The sequence below is a fragment of the Actinomyces sp. zg296 genome, from assembly GCF_009829695.1.
GTDB classification, from domain to species: domain Bacteria; phylum Actinomycetota; class Actinomycetes; order Actinomycetales; family Actinomycetaceae; genus Actinomyces; species Actinomyces marmotae.
Genome location: NZ_VWPG01000004.1, coordinates 17,248 through 33,142, shown reverse-complemented (window position 1 = coordinate 33,142; position 15,895 = coordinate 17,248). Strand labels below are relative to the sequence as shown.

Below are 15,895 nucleotides of genomic sequence, written 5' to 3'. Positions count from 1 at the left end.
GTGGATCCTCTCAATCGTCGAGCGCGTCCCGCAGGCGCCCGAGCGCGGTGCGCTGACCCGGGGCGACGGTGACGCGGGTGTGGGCGGTGGACAGCGCCATGTCGTAGACGTCGAGGACGGCGTCGGTCACCCGCGCCCAGTCGTAGCGGCCGACGGCCTCGGTGGCGGCGCGGCGACGGGCCTCAGCAGCCTCGGCCCGGGTGAGGACGTCGATGATGGCCCGGGCGAGGTCGGCGCTGTCGCCATTGGTGAACAGTGAGCCGAGCCGCCCGCCCTGGAGGACGTCGGAGAAGGCGGTGAGATCGGAGGCGATGACCCGGGTGCCGGCGGCCATAGCCTCGACGAGCACAATGCCGAAAGACTCCCCGCCGGTCTGCGGGGCGACGTAGCAGGTCGCCGAGGCGAGCATGGCGGCCTTGTCTTCGTCGCTCACCCCGCCGAGGAAGGTGACGGCGCCCCCGAACCGGGCGAGCTCGCGCCGCTGGTCATCGGCCTGACCGCGACCGGCGATGAGAAAGCGCGCGCCCGGGACCGCATCGAGGACGGCGGGGATGGCGCCGGCGAGCACGGCCAGCCCCTTGCGGGGCTCATCGAGCCTTCCGAGGAAGGAGATGGTCGGGGCGCCGGGGGCGCCAGCGAAGCGCGGGTCGTCCTTGGGGGCGGAGGCGAAGGGGGCGACGTTGACGCCGTTGGGAATGACGACGGCGTCGCCGCCGTGGTACTGGATGAGGGTGCGCCGGGCCTCCTCGGACACGGCGATGCGCGCGGTGATGCGCTCCATGAGGGGGGTGGCCATCGGGGAGAGCAGCCCCCGGGCCAGCGAGCGGTCCATAGCGGCGTGGAAGGTGCCCACGACCGGGCACGTGGCCGACTGGAGGGCGAGCATCCCGATGCTCGGCGTGATCGGCTCGTGGATGTGGAGCAGGTCGTACTGGCCGTCGGCCAGCCAGCGCCGCACCCGGCGGGCCACGCGCGCCCCGAAGCTGAGGCGGGCCACGGATCCGTTGTAGGGGATGGCGACAGAATCCCCGGCGGAGGTCATCCAGTCGGGCAACTCGATGTCCTCCGAGGCGGGCGCCAGCGCGCCGACGTCGTATCCCCGGTTGATGAGCTCGGTGGAAAGGTCCATGACATGGGCCTGGACCCCTCCGTGGGCGTCCATGGAATAAGGGCAGACGAGTCCGATCCTCATGCGGGTTCCTCCTGCTCCCGGGCGTGGCGCCTGGCCAGGCGCTCGTGGTCCAGATCGGCGTCGTAGACGGGTTGGAGCATATGCCAGTCCTCGGGATGGGCGGCAAGGCCGGGGGCCAGCGCCGCCACCCACGCCCTCGTCCAGGCGGTGATGAGCGCGCGGGCATCGTCGTCGCCCCGGACCCCCTGCCGGCCCTGGGGGGCGGGCACCTTGACGAGGGTGAGGACGATGCCCCAGCGCGCCCCGGCGCGGCGACGGCGCTCGCCGCTGAGGCGCTCGTAGTGGATGGTGGTCGCGTACAAGGGTGCTCCGAGGCGGTGCGCCAGGGCGGCGGGCCCGGCGGCCACGCGGATCGTGTGGCCGAGGAGGTCGGCCTCGATGCCCGCCGATGACAGGTCCCTGTCGGCCAGGAGGGCGACGAGGTGGCGCTGCTCGGCCGCAGCGGCGGCGAGCGGCTCGAAGACCCGCTCGCCGTGGCTCTGCCCGATGACGCGCATGCCGAGGGAGGAGCGGAAGCTGACGAACTGGTCGAAGAGATCGGCGGGCCTCAGGCGCTCGGCGACGGTGAGCACGCCGGCGAGCTCGGACGAGGCCCAGGCGCCGGCCAGGTCCCAGTTGCCCATGTGGGCGAGGGCCAGGACGACGCTGCCGCGCTGGAGGTCCTCGCGCAGCGTGGGGGGCAGGTCGGCCCGGACACGGGCGCGGATGCGCTCCTGGCCGGCGCCGGGCAAGGCGAAGGCCTCATAGAAGTAGCGCATGTAGGAGCGCATCCCGGCGCGGGACAGCGCGCGGATGCGGCGCCGCGGGGTGCCGGCGGGCATGATCCTGGCCAGGTTGCGCTCGAGCTGGCCCACCCCGCCGCGGGCGGGCAGCACACGCTGGCGGGCCCACAGCGCGTCACCGGCGGCGTGGGCGAGGGCGTAGCCGAGGCCGGTGGGCAGGCGCCCGGCGCCCCGCCAGGCGAGGCGGTAGGCGTCCTCGACGCGGGGCCGCCTCACCCGGCGGCTCCCGCCCTGCCGCCCGCGGGCACTCCGGCGAGCTGGGCCCGAACGGTGAGGACCCTCTGGATCACGGTGATGAAAGAGGCGGTGACGACGAGCGCGAGCCCCGCGGTGATGACCCACTGGGGCGCGCCCAGGCCCACGGCGAGCGCGGCCAGGCCGATGGCAACGAGGCGGTCGGTGCGCTCGGCGATGCCCACGGAGGCCCTAGCGCCCACAGACTCGGCCCGGGCGCGGGCGTAGGGAACGGCCGCGCCGAGCACGACCGCCGCCAACGCCAGGGCGATCGTCCAGGTCCTCAAGGGCCCGGGGGCCAGGTGCGTGGCGGCCCACATGGCGAGCGAGCCGAAGACGGCACCATCGGCGAGTCGGTCCATGGTGGAGTCGAGGAAGGCCCCGAAGGCGGAGGAGGTGCCCGTGGCGCGGGCGAGGATCCCATCGAAGGAGTCGGCCACGAGCAGGCAGGTCAGCAGGATGGGGCCGAGGATGAAACGGCCCTGGGGGATAGTGAGGACGGCTGCGGCGATAGAGGCGATGGTCCCCGCCACGGTGAGCATGTTGGGGGTGATCCCGGCCTTGGCCAGGAGCATGGCCGGCTTGGTGAACAGGGCCTTGGTCAGGCCTCTGCCGTGGTTTCCGAGCATGGGCTGCCTCGTGTCTCGTCTCAGTCGGGTATGGGATCGCCGGCGCCGCGCGCCGGTCAGGGCTCGCGGGGCGTGGCGGGCGCGGAGTCCCAGGCACCGGCGATCATGTCGCGCTGGTCCCCCAGGAGCTGTGGGACGGGCTTGGCGCGCCCGATGATCGGCATGAAGTTCGCGTCGCCGGTCCAGCGGGGCACGACGTGCTGGTGCAGGTGCGCGGCGATGCCCGCTCCTCCGGTCTCCCCGGCGTTCATGCCGAGGTTGAACCCCTGCGGGCGGCACACCGCGCGCAGGACCTCCATGGAGCGGGCGGAGAGCTGGATGATCTCCAGGCGCTCGGCGTCGGAGGCCTCGGTCAGTTCCGAAATGTGCCGGTAGGGGCAGACGAGGAGGTGCCCGGTGTTGTAGGGGTAGAGGTTCATGATGACGTAGGCGCGCTCGCCGCGGTGGACGATAAGCGCGTCCTCATCGCCCCGCCCGGGGGCGGCGCAGAAGGGGCACTGGCCGGGCGTGGAGTCCTTGGGCTTGTCGGCCCCGCCGATGTACACCATGCGGTGCGGCGTCCACAGCCGCTGGAAGGACTCCGGCGCCCCCTCGTGATAGGGCGGATCCTCGATCGAAGCGCGCCCGATGGGCGCCATCGGGGCGGCGTCGTCAGTCATGGGCTATAAGCCTCTCGTCAGCGGGGTCGTTGAGGCGCTCGGCGATGACGCGGCGGATGTGGGCGACGGCCTCGTCCACGGGCACGCCGTTGACCTGGTCACCGCCCCTAAAGCGGAAGGAAACGGCGCCGGCCTCGGCGTCCTCGCCTCCCGCGATGAGAGTGAAGGGGATCTTGTCCTTGGCGGCGTTGCGGATCTTCTTGCCGAAGCGGTCGTTGGAGTGATCGACCTCGACGCGCACCCCGGCGGCGCGCAGCGTCGCGGCCACGCCGTCGACATACTCGTCGAAGGCCTCGGCCACGGGGATGAGGCGCGCCTGGACCGGGGACAGCCAGGCGGGGAAGGCGCCGGCGTAGTGCTCGGTGAGCACGCCGATGAAGCGCTCCACGCTGCCGAGCTTGGCCGAGTGCAGCATGATGGGGCGCTGGTGGGTGCCGTCGGCGGCGGTGTACTCCAGATCGAAGCGCTCGGGCTGGTTGAAGTCGTACTGGACGGTGGACATCTGCCAGGTGCGACCGATGGCGTCCTTGACCTGCACGGAGACCTTCGGGCCGTAGAAGGCGGCGCCGCCGGGGTCGGGGACGACCTCCAGCCCGGAGGCCTCGCAGGCCTCGGCCAGGGCCTGGGTGGCGGTGGACCAGTCCTCGTCGGAGCCGATGAACTTGTCCTTCTTGGCGCCGTCCTCGTCGCGGGTGGACAGCTCAAGGTAGAAGTCGGTCAGGCCGAAGTCCTCGAGGATGGAGATGAAGAAGGCGATCTGCGCCTTGATCTCCTCGGCCGCCTGCTCGGTAGTGCAGTAGGTGTGGGAGTCGTCCTGGGTGAAGCCGCGCATGCGGGTCAGGCCGTGCACGACGCCGGACTTCTCATAGCGGTAGTCGTGCCCCATCTCGAAGAAGCGCAGCGGGAGCTCGCGGTAGGAGCGGCCGCGGGAGCGGAAGATGAGGTTGTGCATGGGGCAGTTCATGGCCTTGAGGTAGTACTCCTGACCGGCCTTGATGATGGCGCCCGTCTCGTCGCGCTCCTCGTCGGCGAGCATGGGCGGGAACATGGTGTCCGCGTAGTAGGGCAGGTGGCCCGAGGTGTGGAAGAGCCCGCTCTTGGAGATCTCGGGGGTGTGGACGAAGTCGAAGCCGTACTGGCGGTGCCGCTCGATGACGTGGCTCTCGATCTCGTGGCGCAGCATCGCCCCCTTGGGGTGGAAGACGACGAGGCCGGGGCCGATCTCCTCGGGGAAGGAGAAGAGGTCGAGTTCGGCGCCGAGCTTGCGGTGGTCGCGCCGCTCGGCCTCCTTGACGCGCTCCTGGTAGGCGGTCAGGTCCTCCTTTGAGGCCCAGGCGGTGCCGTAGATGCGCTGGAGGGAGTCACCGGACTGATCACCCTTCCAGTAGGCCGAGGAGGATTTGGTCAGGGCGAAGCCATTGCCGATCAGCTTGGTGGTGGGCAGATGAGGGCCGCGGCACAGGTCCTTCCAGGCGACGGTGCCGTCACGGCGGACATTGTCGTACATAGTCAGGCCACCCGCCCCCACCTCAACGGAGGCGGACTCGGCGCCGGCTCCCTTGGTGGTGATGAGCTCGAGCTTGTAGGGCTGGTCGGCGAGCTCGGCGCGGCCCTGCTCCTCGGAGATGTCGCGGCGCACGAAGCGCTGGCCCTCCTTGACGATGCGCTTCATGCGCTTCTCGATGTCGCGCATGAGCTCAGGGGTGACGGCGTCGATCCCCCCGAAATCGTAGTAGAAGCCGTCGGTGATGAAGGGGCCGATGCCGAGGTTGACGTCGGGGAACATCTCCTGGACGGCCTGGGCCATAACGTGGGTGGCGCTGTGGCGCAGGATAGCCAGACCGTCCTCGGAGTCCAGGGTGATGGGCTCGACGACGGCGCCCGCGGGGATCTCGCGCGCGAGGTCCCAGGGCTCGCCGTCCACGCGCATGGCGACGACGCCGTGACGGGCCTCCTCGGCGAAGAGCTCGGTGCCCGTCGTCCCCGCCTCGATGGCGCGGGTGGCGCCGTCGATGGTCACGTCGATGGTCTGCGGGATCTGGGAGGGCACTGCGGTCTCCTTGGGTCGGGTGAGAGCGGGGCGCGCCGCCGGCGCACGCGGTGCAGTCTACTCAGACTGACCAGTGCCGCTGAGCGCCGTTCGGCGCTGCTCAGCGCGGCCCGGTTGCCCGGGCCCTCCGCGCCCCAGCGCCTTTCAGCGCCCCTTAATGCCGCCCGAGGCGATCACGCAGGGACTTGTAGGCGCCCCTGCCGGTCTTGGCGGCGCGCAGCGCGGCGTACATGGCCTGGTTGACGGGCACGTCCCAGGCGCCGTCGATCTCGGTGGGATGCTTGGCGTAGCGCTTCTTGTACATGCCGACCTGGTAGAGCTCGGGCACGCGGGGCGAGTCGGCCCCCATGAGGTCCAGGCCGCGGTAGCCCTCCTCGGCCAGGGTCCGCGCGGCCCACCAGTCGAGGGCCTCGGCGCCGCGGAAGCCGCGGGACTCGGTGGAGGACGCCCCGTAGTAGGCGGTGGCGTCCTTGCCGGAGGTGGTGATGAGGTCCCAGCAGTGCGGGACGCCGTCGCGGCGCAGCACGAAGAGCCGGGCGTGCTCGGGACCGAGCGAGGTGAGCATGGACCAGTAGACGTCGGCGGGGTGGGGGCGGAAGCCGTCGCGGCGGGCGGTCTCGGCGAGGACCTCGTAGATGGCGTCGAACTCGCCGCGCTCCAAGCCCGTCTCGTCGCTGATGACGCAGCCGGCCTCCTCCGCCACGCGCTGGGCCCGCTTGACGGCGCGGCGCCCGTCCTTGGGCATGGCGGCGGCGATGGCGTCGGGCGTGCGCGGTGTGAGGTCGATGACGAAGGTGCGGTCGTAGGTGATGGTGTTGAGCAGCTCGTGGAGGTCCGGGGCGTTGTAGCGGGCGTGCATGCGCAGGAAGGGGATCGCGCGGTCGCGACGGCGGATCTCGGCGCGCAGGAGCTCGCGCAGGTGGGCCTCTCGCTCGGGGGACTGCTCCTTGAGCCAGGTGGGGCCGTGCTTGGCCCACAGGAAGGGGCGGCCGCCGATGGTGTCGGCGTAGATGGCGATGGCGGCCACGGGCTTGCCGTCCTCGCCGGCGTAGAGGTAGCGGCCCCACAGGGCGTGGCCCTGGGAGGCCTCGTAGCGCTCCCAGGCCTCGGTCTGCTCGATGCCCACCGGCGTGTTGCCGATGGCCAGGCGCATCTCGCGCCCATCGACCCTCCTGAGGGTCTCGGGGCGCCCGGTGGCGGAGTGATCGTTACTGGTCATCATCGTGCTCCTCGCGCTGGGTTGACAGGGGTCCGGGTGGGGGCCGCGGCGCTGGGCGGGGTGCCGGGCGGCGCGCGTCAGTAGGACAGGTCGGTGGGCTCGGGGTAGTAGCGCTTGAACTTTCGGTAGTGGTTGAGGCGCTGGGCCTCGACGAGCGCGGCGCGCACCAGGGAGCGGTCCGCGGGGTCGCGCAGGGGGTCGGCGCCGGGGGCGAGCGAGCGGATGCGGGCGGCCAGGGCGTCGTCGCGGATGTAGCGCAGCAGCAGGCGCGTGGGCACCAGGGAGTAGAGGATCTCCTCGGTGACCTGCTTGCGGGGCAGGGGCGCGCCGTCGATGAGGTCGGCGAGCATGGGGACCATGGGATTGGCGCCGGCGGCCGTCATGTAGAAGGAGTTGCGGCCGATGCGCGGGTTGATCTCGAAGAAGACGGGCTCACCGGTGGCGGGGTCGATCTTGACGTCGAAGTTGGCGAAGCCGCGGTACCCGGCCGCGGTGAGGATGCGCTCCGCGCCGGCCCACAGCTCGGGGAAGGCCTCTGTGATCATGGCGACGGGGTTGCCGATCATCGTGGGGGCGTGGTCCTCCAGGAGGACGCGGGCCGAGCCGATGAGCCTGACGGCGCCGTCGGAGCCGACGTAGGCCGTGATGGAGCGCATGGCGGTGTTGTCCCCCGCGATGAGCTCCTGGACGACGAAGGTGGAGCGGAAGCCGGCCGCGCGCAGGTCGGCCCACAGGGAGTCGAGCTCGGCGGCGCTGTCCATGAACCAGATCTTGCGCTTGCCGGGGAACTCGACGGCGTCGTAGGCGGCGCCCACGGCGGCCTTGGCCACGAGGGGGAAGGGGATGTCGATGGCGGGGGCGGCCCAGTCGGGGCTGTCGGCGCCCGCGAAGTCGACGACGACCTGCCTGGGGCTGCGCACGCCGGCCTCATCGCAGATACGGCCGAAGGCGCCCTTGTCGGAGACGCGGTCGATGACGTCGACATCCGGGAAGGGCACGGCGTAGACCGGCTCGAGGTCGCCGCGCAGGGAGGCGAGGATGGTCGCCATGGCGTCAGTGTTGGCCATGACCACGGCACTGCGGGGCTCGCGCCCGGCGGCCAGGCCGGTCAGGGCGTCGCGGATCTGCTCCCGGGTGGCGTGGGCGGGCAGGGGCGCGGTGTCGATGTAGGAGGAGCGGCGAATGGCGTCGATGGGCGCGTTGGCCAGCACGGTGACCCTCTGGCCCGTGGCCTCATGCAGTTGGCGGGCGATGGCGTAGACGCCGATGTCGCCGCCGATGACGACGGGCAGGATCCGCTCGTGCCGTGCGGTCATCCGTGGTCCTCCTGGGGATCGTGGTGGGCGGCGCCGGTGGGGCGCGGTCGGCACCCGTGGTTCAGGGCTGGCGGGGCGGGCGCCGTGCCCCCACGGGGGCCAGCCTAGCCGCACCCGGGCCGCGTGAGCACGTGAGGGCGGGGAGGGTGGCGGGGCGCGGGCCGCCCGGCGCTCCCGCCAGGCAGCCCCGAGCGCCGATTCCAGCGCCTCCACGGCCAAGGGACCTGGTCAGACCAATGTAGAAGGCCCGGGGCGCTGACGGCGCCACCCGGGCCTTGATGGGGCAGTGGGCGATACTGGGTTCGAACCAGTGACCTCTTCCGTGTCAGGGAAGCGCGCTACCGCTGCGCCAATCGCCCGAGCGGATGACGGGACTCGAACCCGCGACCCTCACCTTGGCAAGGTGATGCTCTACCAACTGAGCCACATCCGCATTTCTCGCACCGCATCGCGGCGCGGCAGAAACGTAGCAGGGGGCGCGCGGCCTTGCCAAATCCGCCCCGCCCACCAGCCCATGACCTGCGTCACGCCATGTGATGCGCGAGGTCAATCCGCAAGGTCCCCCTCATCGGCGGCCCGCCGTGGCAAGGTAGCGCATATGGACACCAGCACGGGCACCCCCCTACCGACTCGCGAGCCACTGCCGACGGCGACCGAGCCGTCCTCCCCTGAGGCCCCTGAGCCCGCGACTCCCCCCGCCTCCCCCGCGGAGTCCGCCTCCCCCGCGGAGCCCGCGGAGTCCGCCGAGCCCGCCGCTCCCCTTGAGGAGCCCGCCGGCGCGCCGGTCGTCTGGCCGGGCCGGCCCGCCCCCCTGGGCGCCACTTTCGATGGCTCCGGCACCAACTTCGCGCTGTTCTCCTCCGTCGCCTCCGGCGTCGACCTGTGCCTTTTCGACGACGCCGGGACCGAGACCCGCGTGCCCCTGACCGAGGTGGACGCCGGCGTCTGGCACGGCTACCTGCCCTCGGTCTACCCCGGGCAGGTCTACGGCTACCGCGTCCACGGCCCCTACGATCCCGGCTCGGGCCACCGCTGCGACCCCTCCAAACTCCTCCTGGACCCCTACGCCAAGGCGATCTCCGGCCAGGTGTCCCCCTCCCCCAGCCTGTACTCCTACAACTTCGACGCCCCCGACACCCGCAACGAGTCCGACTCCGCGCCCGTGACGATGCGCTCGATCGTCATCTCCCCCTTCTTCGACTGGGGCCACGACCGCCCGCCGGCTCACCCCTACCACGAGACGATCATCTACGAGGCCCATGTCAAGGGCATGACCAAGTTGCACCCAGAGATCCCCACCGAGTTGCGCGGAACCTACGCGGGCCTGGCGCAGCGCCCCGTCATCGACCACCTCAAGGCGCTGGGCATCACGGCGATCGAGCTTATGCCCGTCCACCAGTTCGTCAACGACACGCACCTGCAGGAGAAGGGCCTGTCGAACTACTGGGGCTACAACACCATCGGCTTCTTCGCCCCGCATAACGCCTACGCCGCCTACGGCGAGGCCGGTCAGCAGGTCCAGGAGTTCAAGTCCATGGTCAAGGCCTTCCACGAGGCCGATATCGAGGTGATCCTCGACGTCGTGTACAACCACACGGCCGAGGGCAACCACATGGGCCCCACCCTGTCCTTCAAGGGCATCGACAATGCCGCCTACTACCGGCTCGTCGACGGCTCCCAGGAGCACTACTTCGACACCACGGGCACCGGCAACTCCCTGCTCATGCGCTCCCCGGCCGTCCTGCAGATGATCATGGACTCGCTGCGCTACTGGGTCACCGAGATGCATGTCGACGGCTTCCGCTTCGACCTGGCCTCCACTCTCGCCCGCCAGTTCCACGAGGTCGACAAGCTCAGCGCGTTCTTTGACATCATCCACCAGGACCCCGTGCTCTCCCAGGTTAAGCTCATCGCCGAGCCCTGGGACGTGGGCGACGGCGGCTACAACGTCGGCGGCTTCCCCGCCCTGTGGAGCGAGTGGAACGGCCGATACCGGGACACGGTCAGGGACTTCTGGCGGGGCGAGCCCTCCACCCTGGGCAATTTCGCCTCGCGGATCACCGGGTCCTCCGACCTCTACCAGAACTCCGGCCGCACGCCGGTGGCCAGCGTCAACTTCGTCACCGCGCACGACGGCTTCACCCTGCGCGACCTCGTGTCCTACAACGACAAGCACAACGAGGCCAACGGGGAGGGCGGTGCCGACGGCGACAACGCCAACCGCTCGTGGAACTGCGGCGCGGAGGGCCCCTCGGACGACCCGGCGGTCCTGGAGCTGCGCAGCCGCCAGGCACGCAACTTCCTGGCCACCATCCTCTTCAGCCAGGGCGTGCCCATGATCTGCCACGGCGACGAGATGGGCCGCACCCAGAACGGCAACAACAACGCCTACTGCCAGGACAACGAGCTGGCCTGGGTCCACTGGGACCTCGACGGCGAGGCCCGCGATCTCCTGCGATTCACCTCGGACATGATCCGCCTGCGCCAGGAGCACCCGGTGCTGCGCCGTCGTCGTTTCTTCTCCGGGGCCGCGGGCCACGGCGGCGAGTCGGACATGGGCGAGATCGAGTGGCTCGGCCCCTCCGGGGCGCGCATGACCGATGAGGACTGGGCCACCTGGTACGCGCGCGCCATGGCCGTCTTCCTCAACGGCGAGGCCATCGCCGAGCCCGATGAGCGCGGCCAGCGGATCGTCGACGACTCCATCCTCATCCTCATCAACGCCGCCGGGGAGGACATCACCTTCACCATCCCCGACGCCGACCACGCCCCGGCATGGAGGATCGCCCTCGACACGGCTCCCGCCACGGACGAGGTCCACCCGGAGTCGCTGCTGGCCGGCCAGCAGGTCCTCGTCCAGGCGCATTCGATCCTCTGCCTCATCTCCGACGAGCAGGCGGACCAGGGCCCGGAGCACCAGGAGCGGGCAGGCCTCTCCCACACGGGCCTGAGGCGTTCCTGATACGGTCCAGGCGAACGCCCTGACCAGACCATGAGGCAGTCCTGACCCTCAGGAGGACCGAGAGCATGACCGATCACCGCCCCTCGACCGCCTCCCCGGATCACGCAGGCCCGCCTCGGCCTCCCGCCACCCCCGCGCCGACCGGTGGCGCGCCCTCCCCCGCGCAGGCGGCGCCGCAGACCGGTTACGCGCCCTGGTCCGGCCACCTGCCGCGCGAGGGGCGGCGCGCCCCCGTGAGCACCTACCGCCTCCAGTTGGGCGCGGACCTGGATTTCGACGCCGCCCGCGCCCTGCTGCCCTACCTGGTCGACCTCGGAGTCACCGACCTCTACCTCTCGCCCATCCTCCAGGCCGCGCCCGGCTCCACCCACGGCTACGACGTCGTCGACCACACCCGGATCTCCGAGCCCATGGGGGGCCGCGAGGGGCTGGAGCGCCTGGCCGGCGCCGCCCACGAGGCGGGCCTGGGCGTCGTCGTCGACATCGTCCCCAACCACATGGCGGTTCCCACTCCCGGCTGGTCCAACCTGCCCCTATGGTCGGTCCTGCGCGATGGGCCGGAGTCCCCCTACGCGCACTGGTTCGACGTGTCAGTCGATGAGCCGATCCTCATGCCGATCCTGGGGGCGCGCCTCGGCCGCGTCCTGGCTGACGACGAGCTGCGCCTAGAGCGGATCGTCGTGCCCACCGAGCCCGAGCGGGGCGAGCAGTGGGTGCTGCGCTACTTCGACCATGTCTTCCCGATCGCCGAGGGCACCGAATCCCTGCCCATGGCCGTGCTCGTCGAGCAGCAGTTCTACCGCCTGGCCTACTGGAAGGTCGGCGATGAGGAGACCAACTACCGCCGCTTCTTCGACGTCGGCACTCTCGCGGCCATCCGCGTGGAGGACCCCGCCGTCTTCGAGGGCTCCCACGCGCTGATCACCGAATTCATCGCGAACGGCACGATCGACGCGCTGCGCGTGGACCACCCCGATGGCCTGGCCGACCCGGGAGGCTACCTGGCGCGCCTGAGCGAGGCCACCGGCCAGGCGTGGATCGCCGCGGAGAAGATCCTGGCGCCAGACGAGTCCCTTCCCCCCTCATGGCCCGTGGCCGGCACCACCGGCTACGACGCCGCCTGGCGCATCGACCAGCTGCAGGTCGACCCCGCCGGCTCGGCGCGCCTGGGCATGCTCATGCACGAGTTCGCCGGTGAGGGCCCGATCGACCACCCGCGCGTCGTTGAGACCGCCAAGCGGGAGGTCATCGGCGGTTCCCTGGCCGCGGAGGTCTACCGGCTCGCGGCCATCCTCGACCGCCTCACCTCCTTGGACGTGCGCCTGCGCGACCACACCCTGCGCGACCTGCACGCCTGCCTCGTCGAGCTGCTCGTGGCCGCGGACCGCTACCGCGCCTACATCGTTCCCGGGCACCCGGCCGACCCCGATCAGGCCGCCGTCCTACGCGCCTCCGCCGAGCGCGCCCGGGAGCGCCTGGAGGAGGACCAAGCCGAGACCCTCGACCTCGTCGTGGCGCTCCTGCTCGGCGAGCCCGTGGGCAGCGAGGGCATGTCCGCCTCCCCCCTGCGGGCAGAGGCGATCGTCCGCTTCCAGCAGGTCTGCGGGGCAGTGACCGCCAAGGGCGTCGAGGACACGGCCTTCTACCGCTGGATGCACCTGACCAGCCTCACCGAGGTCGGAGGGAACCCCTCCGGCTTCGCCCTGGACCCCGATGAGGCCCATGCCTGGGCCGAGCGCACCCAGGCCACCTGGCCCGCCACCATGGTCACCTCCACCACCCACGACACCAAGCGCGGGGAGGACGTGCGCGCGCGCCTCGACGTCCTGGCCTCCTACGCCGATGAGTGGACCGACCTCATCCATCGGCTCCGCCTCCTGACCCAGGAGGCGCGGCCGATGGACCTGGACGGGCGCAGCGAGCTCCTCCTATGGCAGGTGCTGTGGGGCACCTGGGCCCCCGGCAGCGCCGACCCGATGACCCCCGAGCGGCTGACCGCCTACCTCATCAAGGCCTCCCGTGAGCAGAAGACCTGGACCACGTGGACCAGTCCGGACACCGCCCGCGAAGAGGCTCTGACCGGCTACGCCGCCCACCTACTCACCGATCCCACCGTCGCCGAGCAGATCGAGGCCTTCGCCTCGCTCACCGCCCGCGAGACCCGCGCGATCGTCCTGGCGAACAAGGCCCTCACCCTGACCTGGCTCGGCGTGGCCGATGTCTACCAGGGCTCGGAGATCACCCGCACCAGCCTCGTCGACCCGGACAACCGCCGACCGGTGGACTACCGCGGCGAGGGCGGCCTGGAGCGGATGCTCTCCCACCTGGACTCCGGAGCTCCCGCGCGCAGCCTGGACGAGGAGAAACTCGCGCTGACCGCCGCCCTGCTGCGCCTGCGCCGGAACCGCCCCGAGACCTTCGTCGGATCGCGCTCAGGCTACCGGGCGATCCCCGTGACCACGTCGCACGCCTTCGCCTTCGCCCGCACGCTCGACGGCGAGGAGGACGTCATCGTCGTCGTGCGGCGCCTGGGCAGGCGCCTGGCGACCCTCGGGGGCTGGCGCGAGCACTCCATCGTCCTGCCCGAGGGGGCCTGGCGCTCGGTGATCACTGATGCCGAGACCGGCGGGGGCACTCTCCCCCTGGCCGATCTCATGGGCGACGCTCCCGTCGTCGTCCTGGCCCGCCAGGCCTCCCCCGCGGCCGCGGATGAGGAGGGCCCCGGCCATTGGGCCGAGGGAGCGCGGGCCCGCGAGCGGAGGGAGGCTCGGCCATGACCGGCGCGGACAGCCGCGCGGCGGGCGCGCGCCGCCCCTGGGAGAGCCCCGCCCTGCCCGTCGGCGCGAGGGTCCCCGTGTGGGCGCCCGGCGCCGGCCGCGTGGAGTTGAGCCTTCCCGCCACCGGGGAGGCGCTGCCCATGGAGCGCGTCGGCGACGGCTGGTGGGTGAGCCCCCACGCGCTCACCCCCGGCACGGACTACGCCTTCCGGGTCGATGGCTCCCCCGACCGCCCCGACCCGCGCAGCGCCCGCCAGCCCTACGGGGTCCACGGCCCCTCCCGCTACATCGATCCCTCGGCCTGGGCCGGGGCGTGGACCGATGACGGATGGGCGGGCAGGGACGCGCGCGGCGCGGTCATCTACGAGCTGCACGTGGGGACGTTCACGCCCGATGGGACGCTCGACGCGGCCGCGGGGCGCCTGGGGCACCTGGCCCGGCTCGGGGTGGACATGGTTGAGCTCATGCCTCTGGCGCCGTCGCCGGGGGCCTTGGGATGGGGCTACGACGGCGTGAGCCTGTGGGCCGTCCACGAGCACTACGGCGGGCCCGAGGCCCTGGCCCGCTTCGTCGACGCGGCGCACCGCGAGGGGATCGCCGTGTGCCTCGACGTCGTCTACAACCACCTGGGCCCCTCGGGAAATTACCTGGGCGCGTTCGGCCCCTACTTCACGGCCGCGCACCACACACCCTGGGGCGAGGCGGTGAACTTCGACCAGGCCGGCCGTGAGCAGGTGCGCGCCTACGTCATCGACGCCGCCCTGCGCTGGCTGAGGGACTTCCATGTCGACGCCCTGCGCCTCGACGCAATCCACGCCATCGTCGACGACTCCCCCCGCCATGTGCTCGCCGAGCTCTCCGAGGCCGTGGCGGCCCTGTCCGATGAGCTCGGTCGGCCGCTGGGGCTCATCGCGGAGTCCGATCTCAACGACGTCGGAGTCATCACGCCCGTTGATGAGAGGCCGCCGGCGCGCTCGCCCTCACTGGGCATGACCGCTCAGTGGGCCGACGACATCCACCACGCCCTGCACGCCCGCCTGACCGGGGAGTCCCAGGGCTACTACGCCGACTTCGCCGCCCCGGGAGGCTGGCTGAGGGCGTACTCCCGCGCCTTCCTCCACGACGGGTCCTGGTCGAGCTTCCGGGGGCGCCGGTGGGGCGCGCCAGTGCCGGAGGGCACGGACCCCCGGCGCTTCGTCGTCTTCTCCTCCAACCATGACCAGGTGGGCAACAGGGCCGTCGGGGACCGGCCGGCCGCCTCCCTGGGCGATGACACGCTGGCGGCGCAAGCCGCCCTCGTACTGCTCAGCCCCTACACCCCGATGCTGTTCATGGGCGAGGAGTGGGGCACGCGGCGGCCCTTCCAATTCTTCACCGATCACGACGATCCCGCCCTGGCGGCGGGCGTGAGCCAGGGGCGCAAGCGGGAGTTCGCTGATTTCGGATGGTCGGCCAAGGACATTCCGGACCCGCAGGCGCCGTCCACGGTGGCCTCCTCCCGCCTGGACTGGGATGAGCCCAGCGCGCCGGACCACTCCCGTCTGCTCCAGTGGTTCACGCGCCTGATCGCGCTGCGCCGCGAACTGGGGTGGTCGCAGCGCCGGCGATGGCCCGGGGTCGAGGACGCCGACGGCGTCATCACGGTGGCCTACGATGACGTGATCGTCGCGGTCAACCTGTCTGGCCAGGAGCGCCCGGCGCCGGATCACGGCGAGGCTCTCGCCTCGTGGGAGCCCGGGGAGGCGGGCGCCGGCCCGCGCCGCCCCGGTGTCCTCGCGGCGGGCCAGACGCTCATCGCCCGACGCTGATCGCCCGGCGCTCATCCCCCGGCGCTCATCGCCGCGCCCGCCGAGCGCCCAACACCACCACCACGCACCCCACCCACGCCATCACCGCGCGCCCCACGCCACCGCCAGGCGCCCCACCCCACCCAACGCCACCGCCCCCATCGCTCTTCCTCGATCGCTTTTGTCTCACGACATCCGGGAACGGGGCCGAGAACTACGAGTGGTGGGATTGTCTTGAGAACTCACTGATAGGCCTCCCGCGAATGAGGAATTCCCCCTCGGCAGGCT

The 15,895-nt window shown here is 71.6% G+C and carries 10 protein-coding genes and 2 tRNA genes; 3 read left to right on the top strand and 9 right to left on the bottom strand.

The features are described 5' to 3' along the window. Window positions 1-10 precede the first annotated feature (10 nt). The 9 genes from GVV76_RS04095 to GVV76_RS04055 form a co-directional block, all read right to left on the bottom strand. A complete protein-coding gene (locus GVV76_RS04095; protein ID WP_159625196.1) occupies window positions 11-1,192 on the bottom strand; it encodes a glycosyltransferase family 4 protein in 1,182 nt (393 codons plus the stop codon). Beyond that, window positions 1,189-2,190, bottom strand: a complete 1,002-nt coding sequence (locus GVV76_RS04090) for a phosphatidylinositol mannoside acyltransferase (RefSeq protein WP_159625194.1) — start codon at window positions 2,188-2,190, stop codon at window positions 1,189-1,191. The genes GVV76_RS04095 and GVV76_RS04090 overlap by 4 nt, the downstream gene beginning before the upstream one ends. Then, the gene (gene pgsA / locus GVV76_RS04085) at window positions 2,187-2,837 is read right to left on the bottom strand and encodes a phosphatidylinositol phosphate synthase (protein ID WP_159625192.1); all 651 of its coding nucleotides are present in this window, start codon (window positions 2,835-2,837) and stop codon (window positions 2,187-2,189) included. The genes GVV76_RS04090 and pgsA overlap by 4 nt, the downstream gene beginning before the upstream one ends. Window positions 2,838-2,893: 56 nt before the next feature. Further along, window positions 2,894-3,496, bottom strand: coding sequence for an HIT family protein (locus tag GVV76_RS04080; RefSeq protein ID WP_159523189.1), 603 nt, complete (start codon window positions 3,494-3,496; stop codon window positions 2,894-2,896). Further along, entirely contained in the window at window positions 3,489-5,546 is a 2,058-nt protein-coding gene (gene thrS / locus GVV76_RS04075; RefSeq protein WP_159625190.1) for a threonine--tRNA ligase, read from the bottom strand. The genes GVV76_RS04080 and thrS overlap by 8 nt, the downstream gene beginning before the upstream one ends. Window positions 5,547-5,700: 154 nt before the next feature. Further along, complete coding sequence (locus GVV76_RS04070) at window positions 5,701-6,765, bottom strand: lipid II:glycine glycyltransferase FemX (protein ID WP_159625188.1); 1,065 nt, start codon at window positions 6,763-6,765, stop codon at window positions 5,701-5,703. 77 nt (window positions 6,766-6,842) lie between these two features. Beyond that, a complete protein-coding gene (locus tag GVV76_RS04065; protein ID WP_159625186.1) occupies window positions 6,843-8,081 on the bottom strand; it encodes a carboxylate--amine ligase in 1,239 nt (412 codons plus the stop codon). 287 nt (window positions 8,082-8,368) lie between these two features. After that, window positions 8,369-8,440: transfer RNA gene (locus tag GVV76_RS04060), tRNA-Val, on the bottom strand. Between the two features lies 1 nt (window position 8,441). Continuing rightward, a tRNA-Gly gene (locus tag GVV76_RS04055) sits at window positions 8,442-8,514 on the bottom strand. A gap of 165 nt (window positions 8,515-8,679) precedes the next feature. Here GVV76_RS04055 and glgX point away from each other — a divergent pair. The 3 genes from glgX to treZ all read left to right on the top strand — a co-directional run bounded on the left by glgX (window position 8,680) and on the right by treZ (window position 15,628). After that, window positions 8,680-11,043, top strand: coding sequence for a glycogen debranching protein GlgX (glgX, locus tag GVV76_RS04050; protein ID WP_159625184.1), 2,364 nt, complete (start codon window positions 8,680-8,682; stop codon window positions 11,041-11,043). Window positions 11,044-11,108: 65 nt separating this feature from the next. Then, window positions 11,109-13,820 (top strand): malto-oligosyltrehalose synthase, encoded by a 2,712-nt coding sequence (gene treY / locus GVV76_RS04045; protein WP_236263209.1) that lies wholly within the window; start codon window positions 11,109-11,111, stop codon window positions 13,818-13,820. Next, a complete protein-coding gene (gene treZ, locus GVV76_RS04040) occupies window positions 13,817-15,628 on the top strand; it encodes a malto-oligosyltrehalose trehalohydrolase (RefSeq protein ID WP_159625182.1) in 1,812 nt (603 codons plus the stop codon). Before treY ends, treZ begins: the two co-directional genes overlap by 4 nt. Window positions 15,629-15,895: the final 267 nt, after the last annotated feature.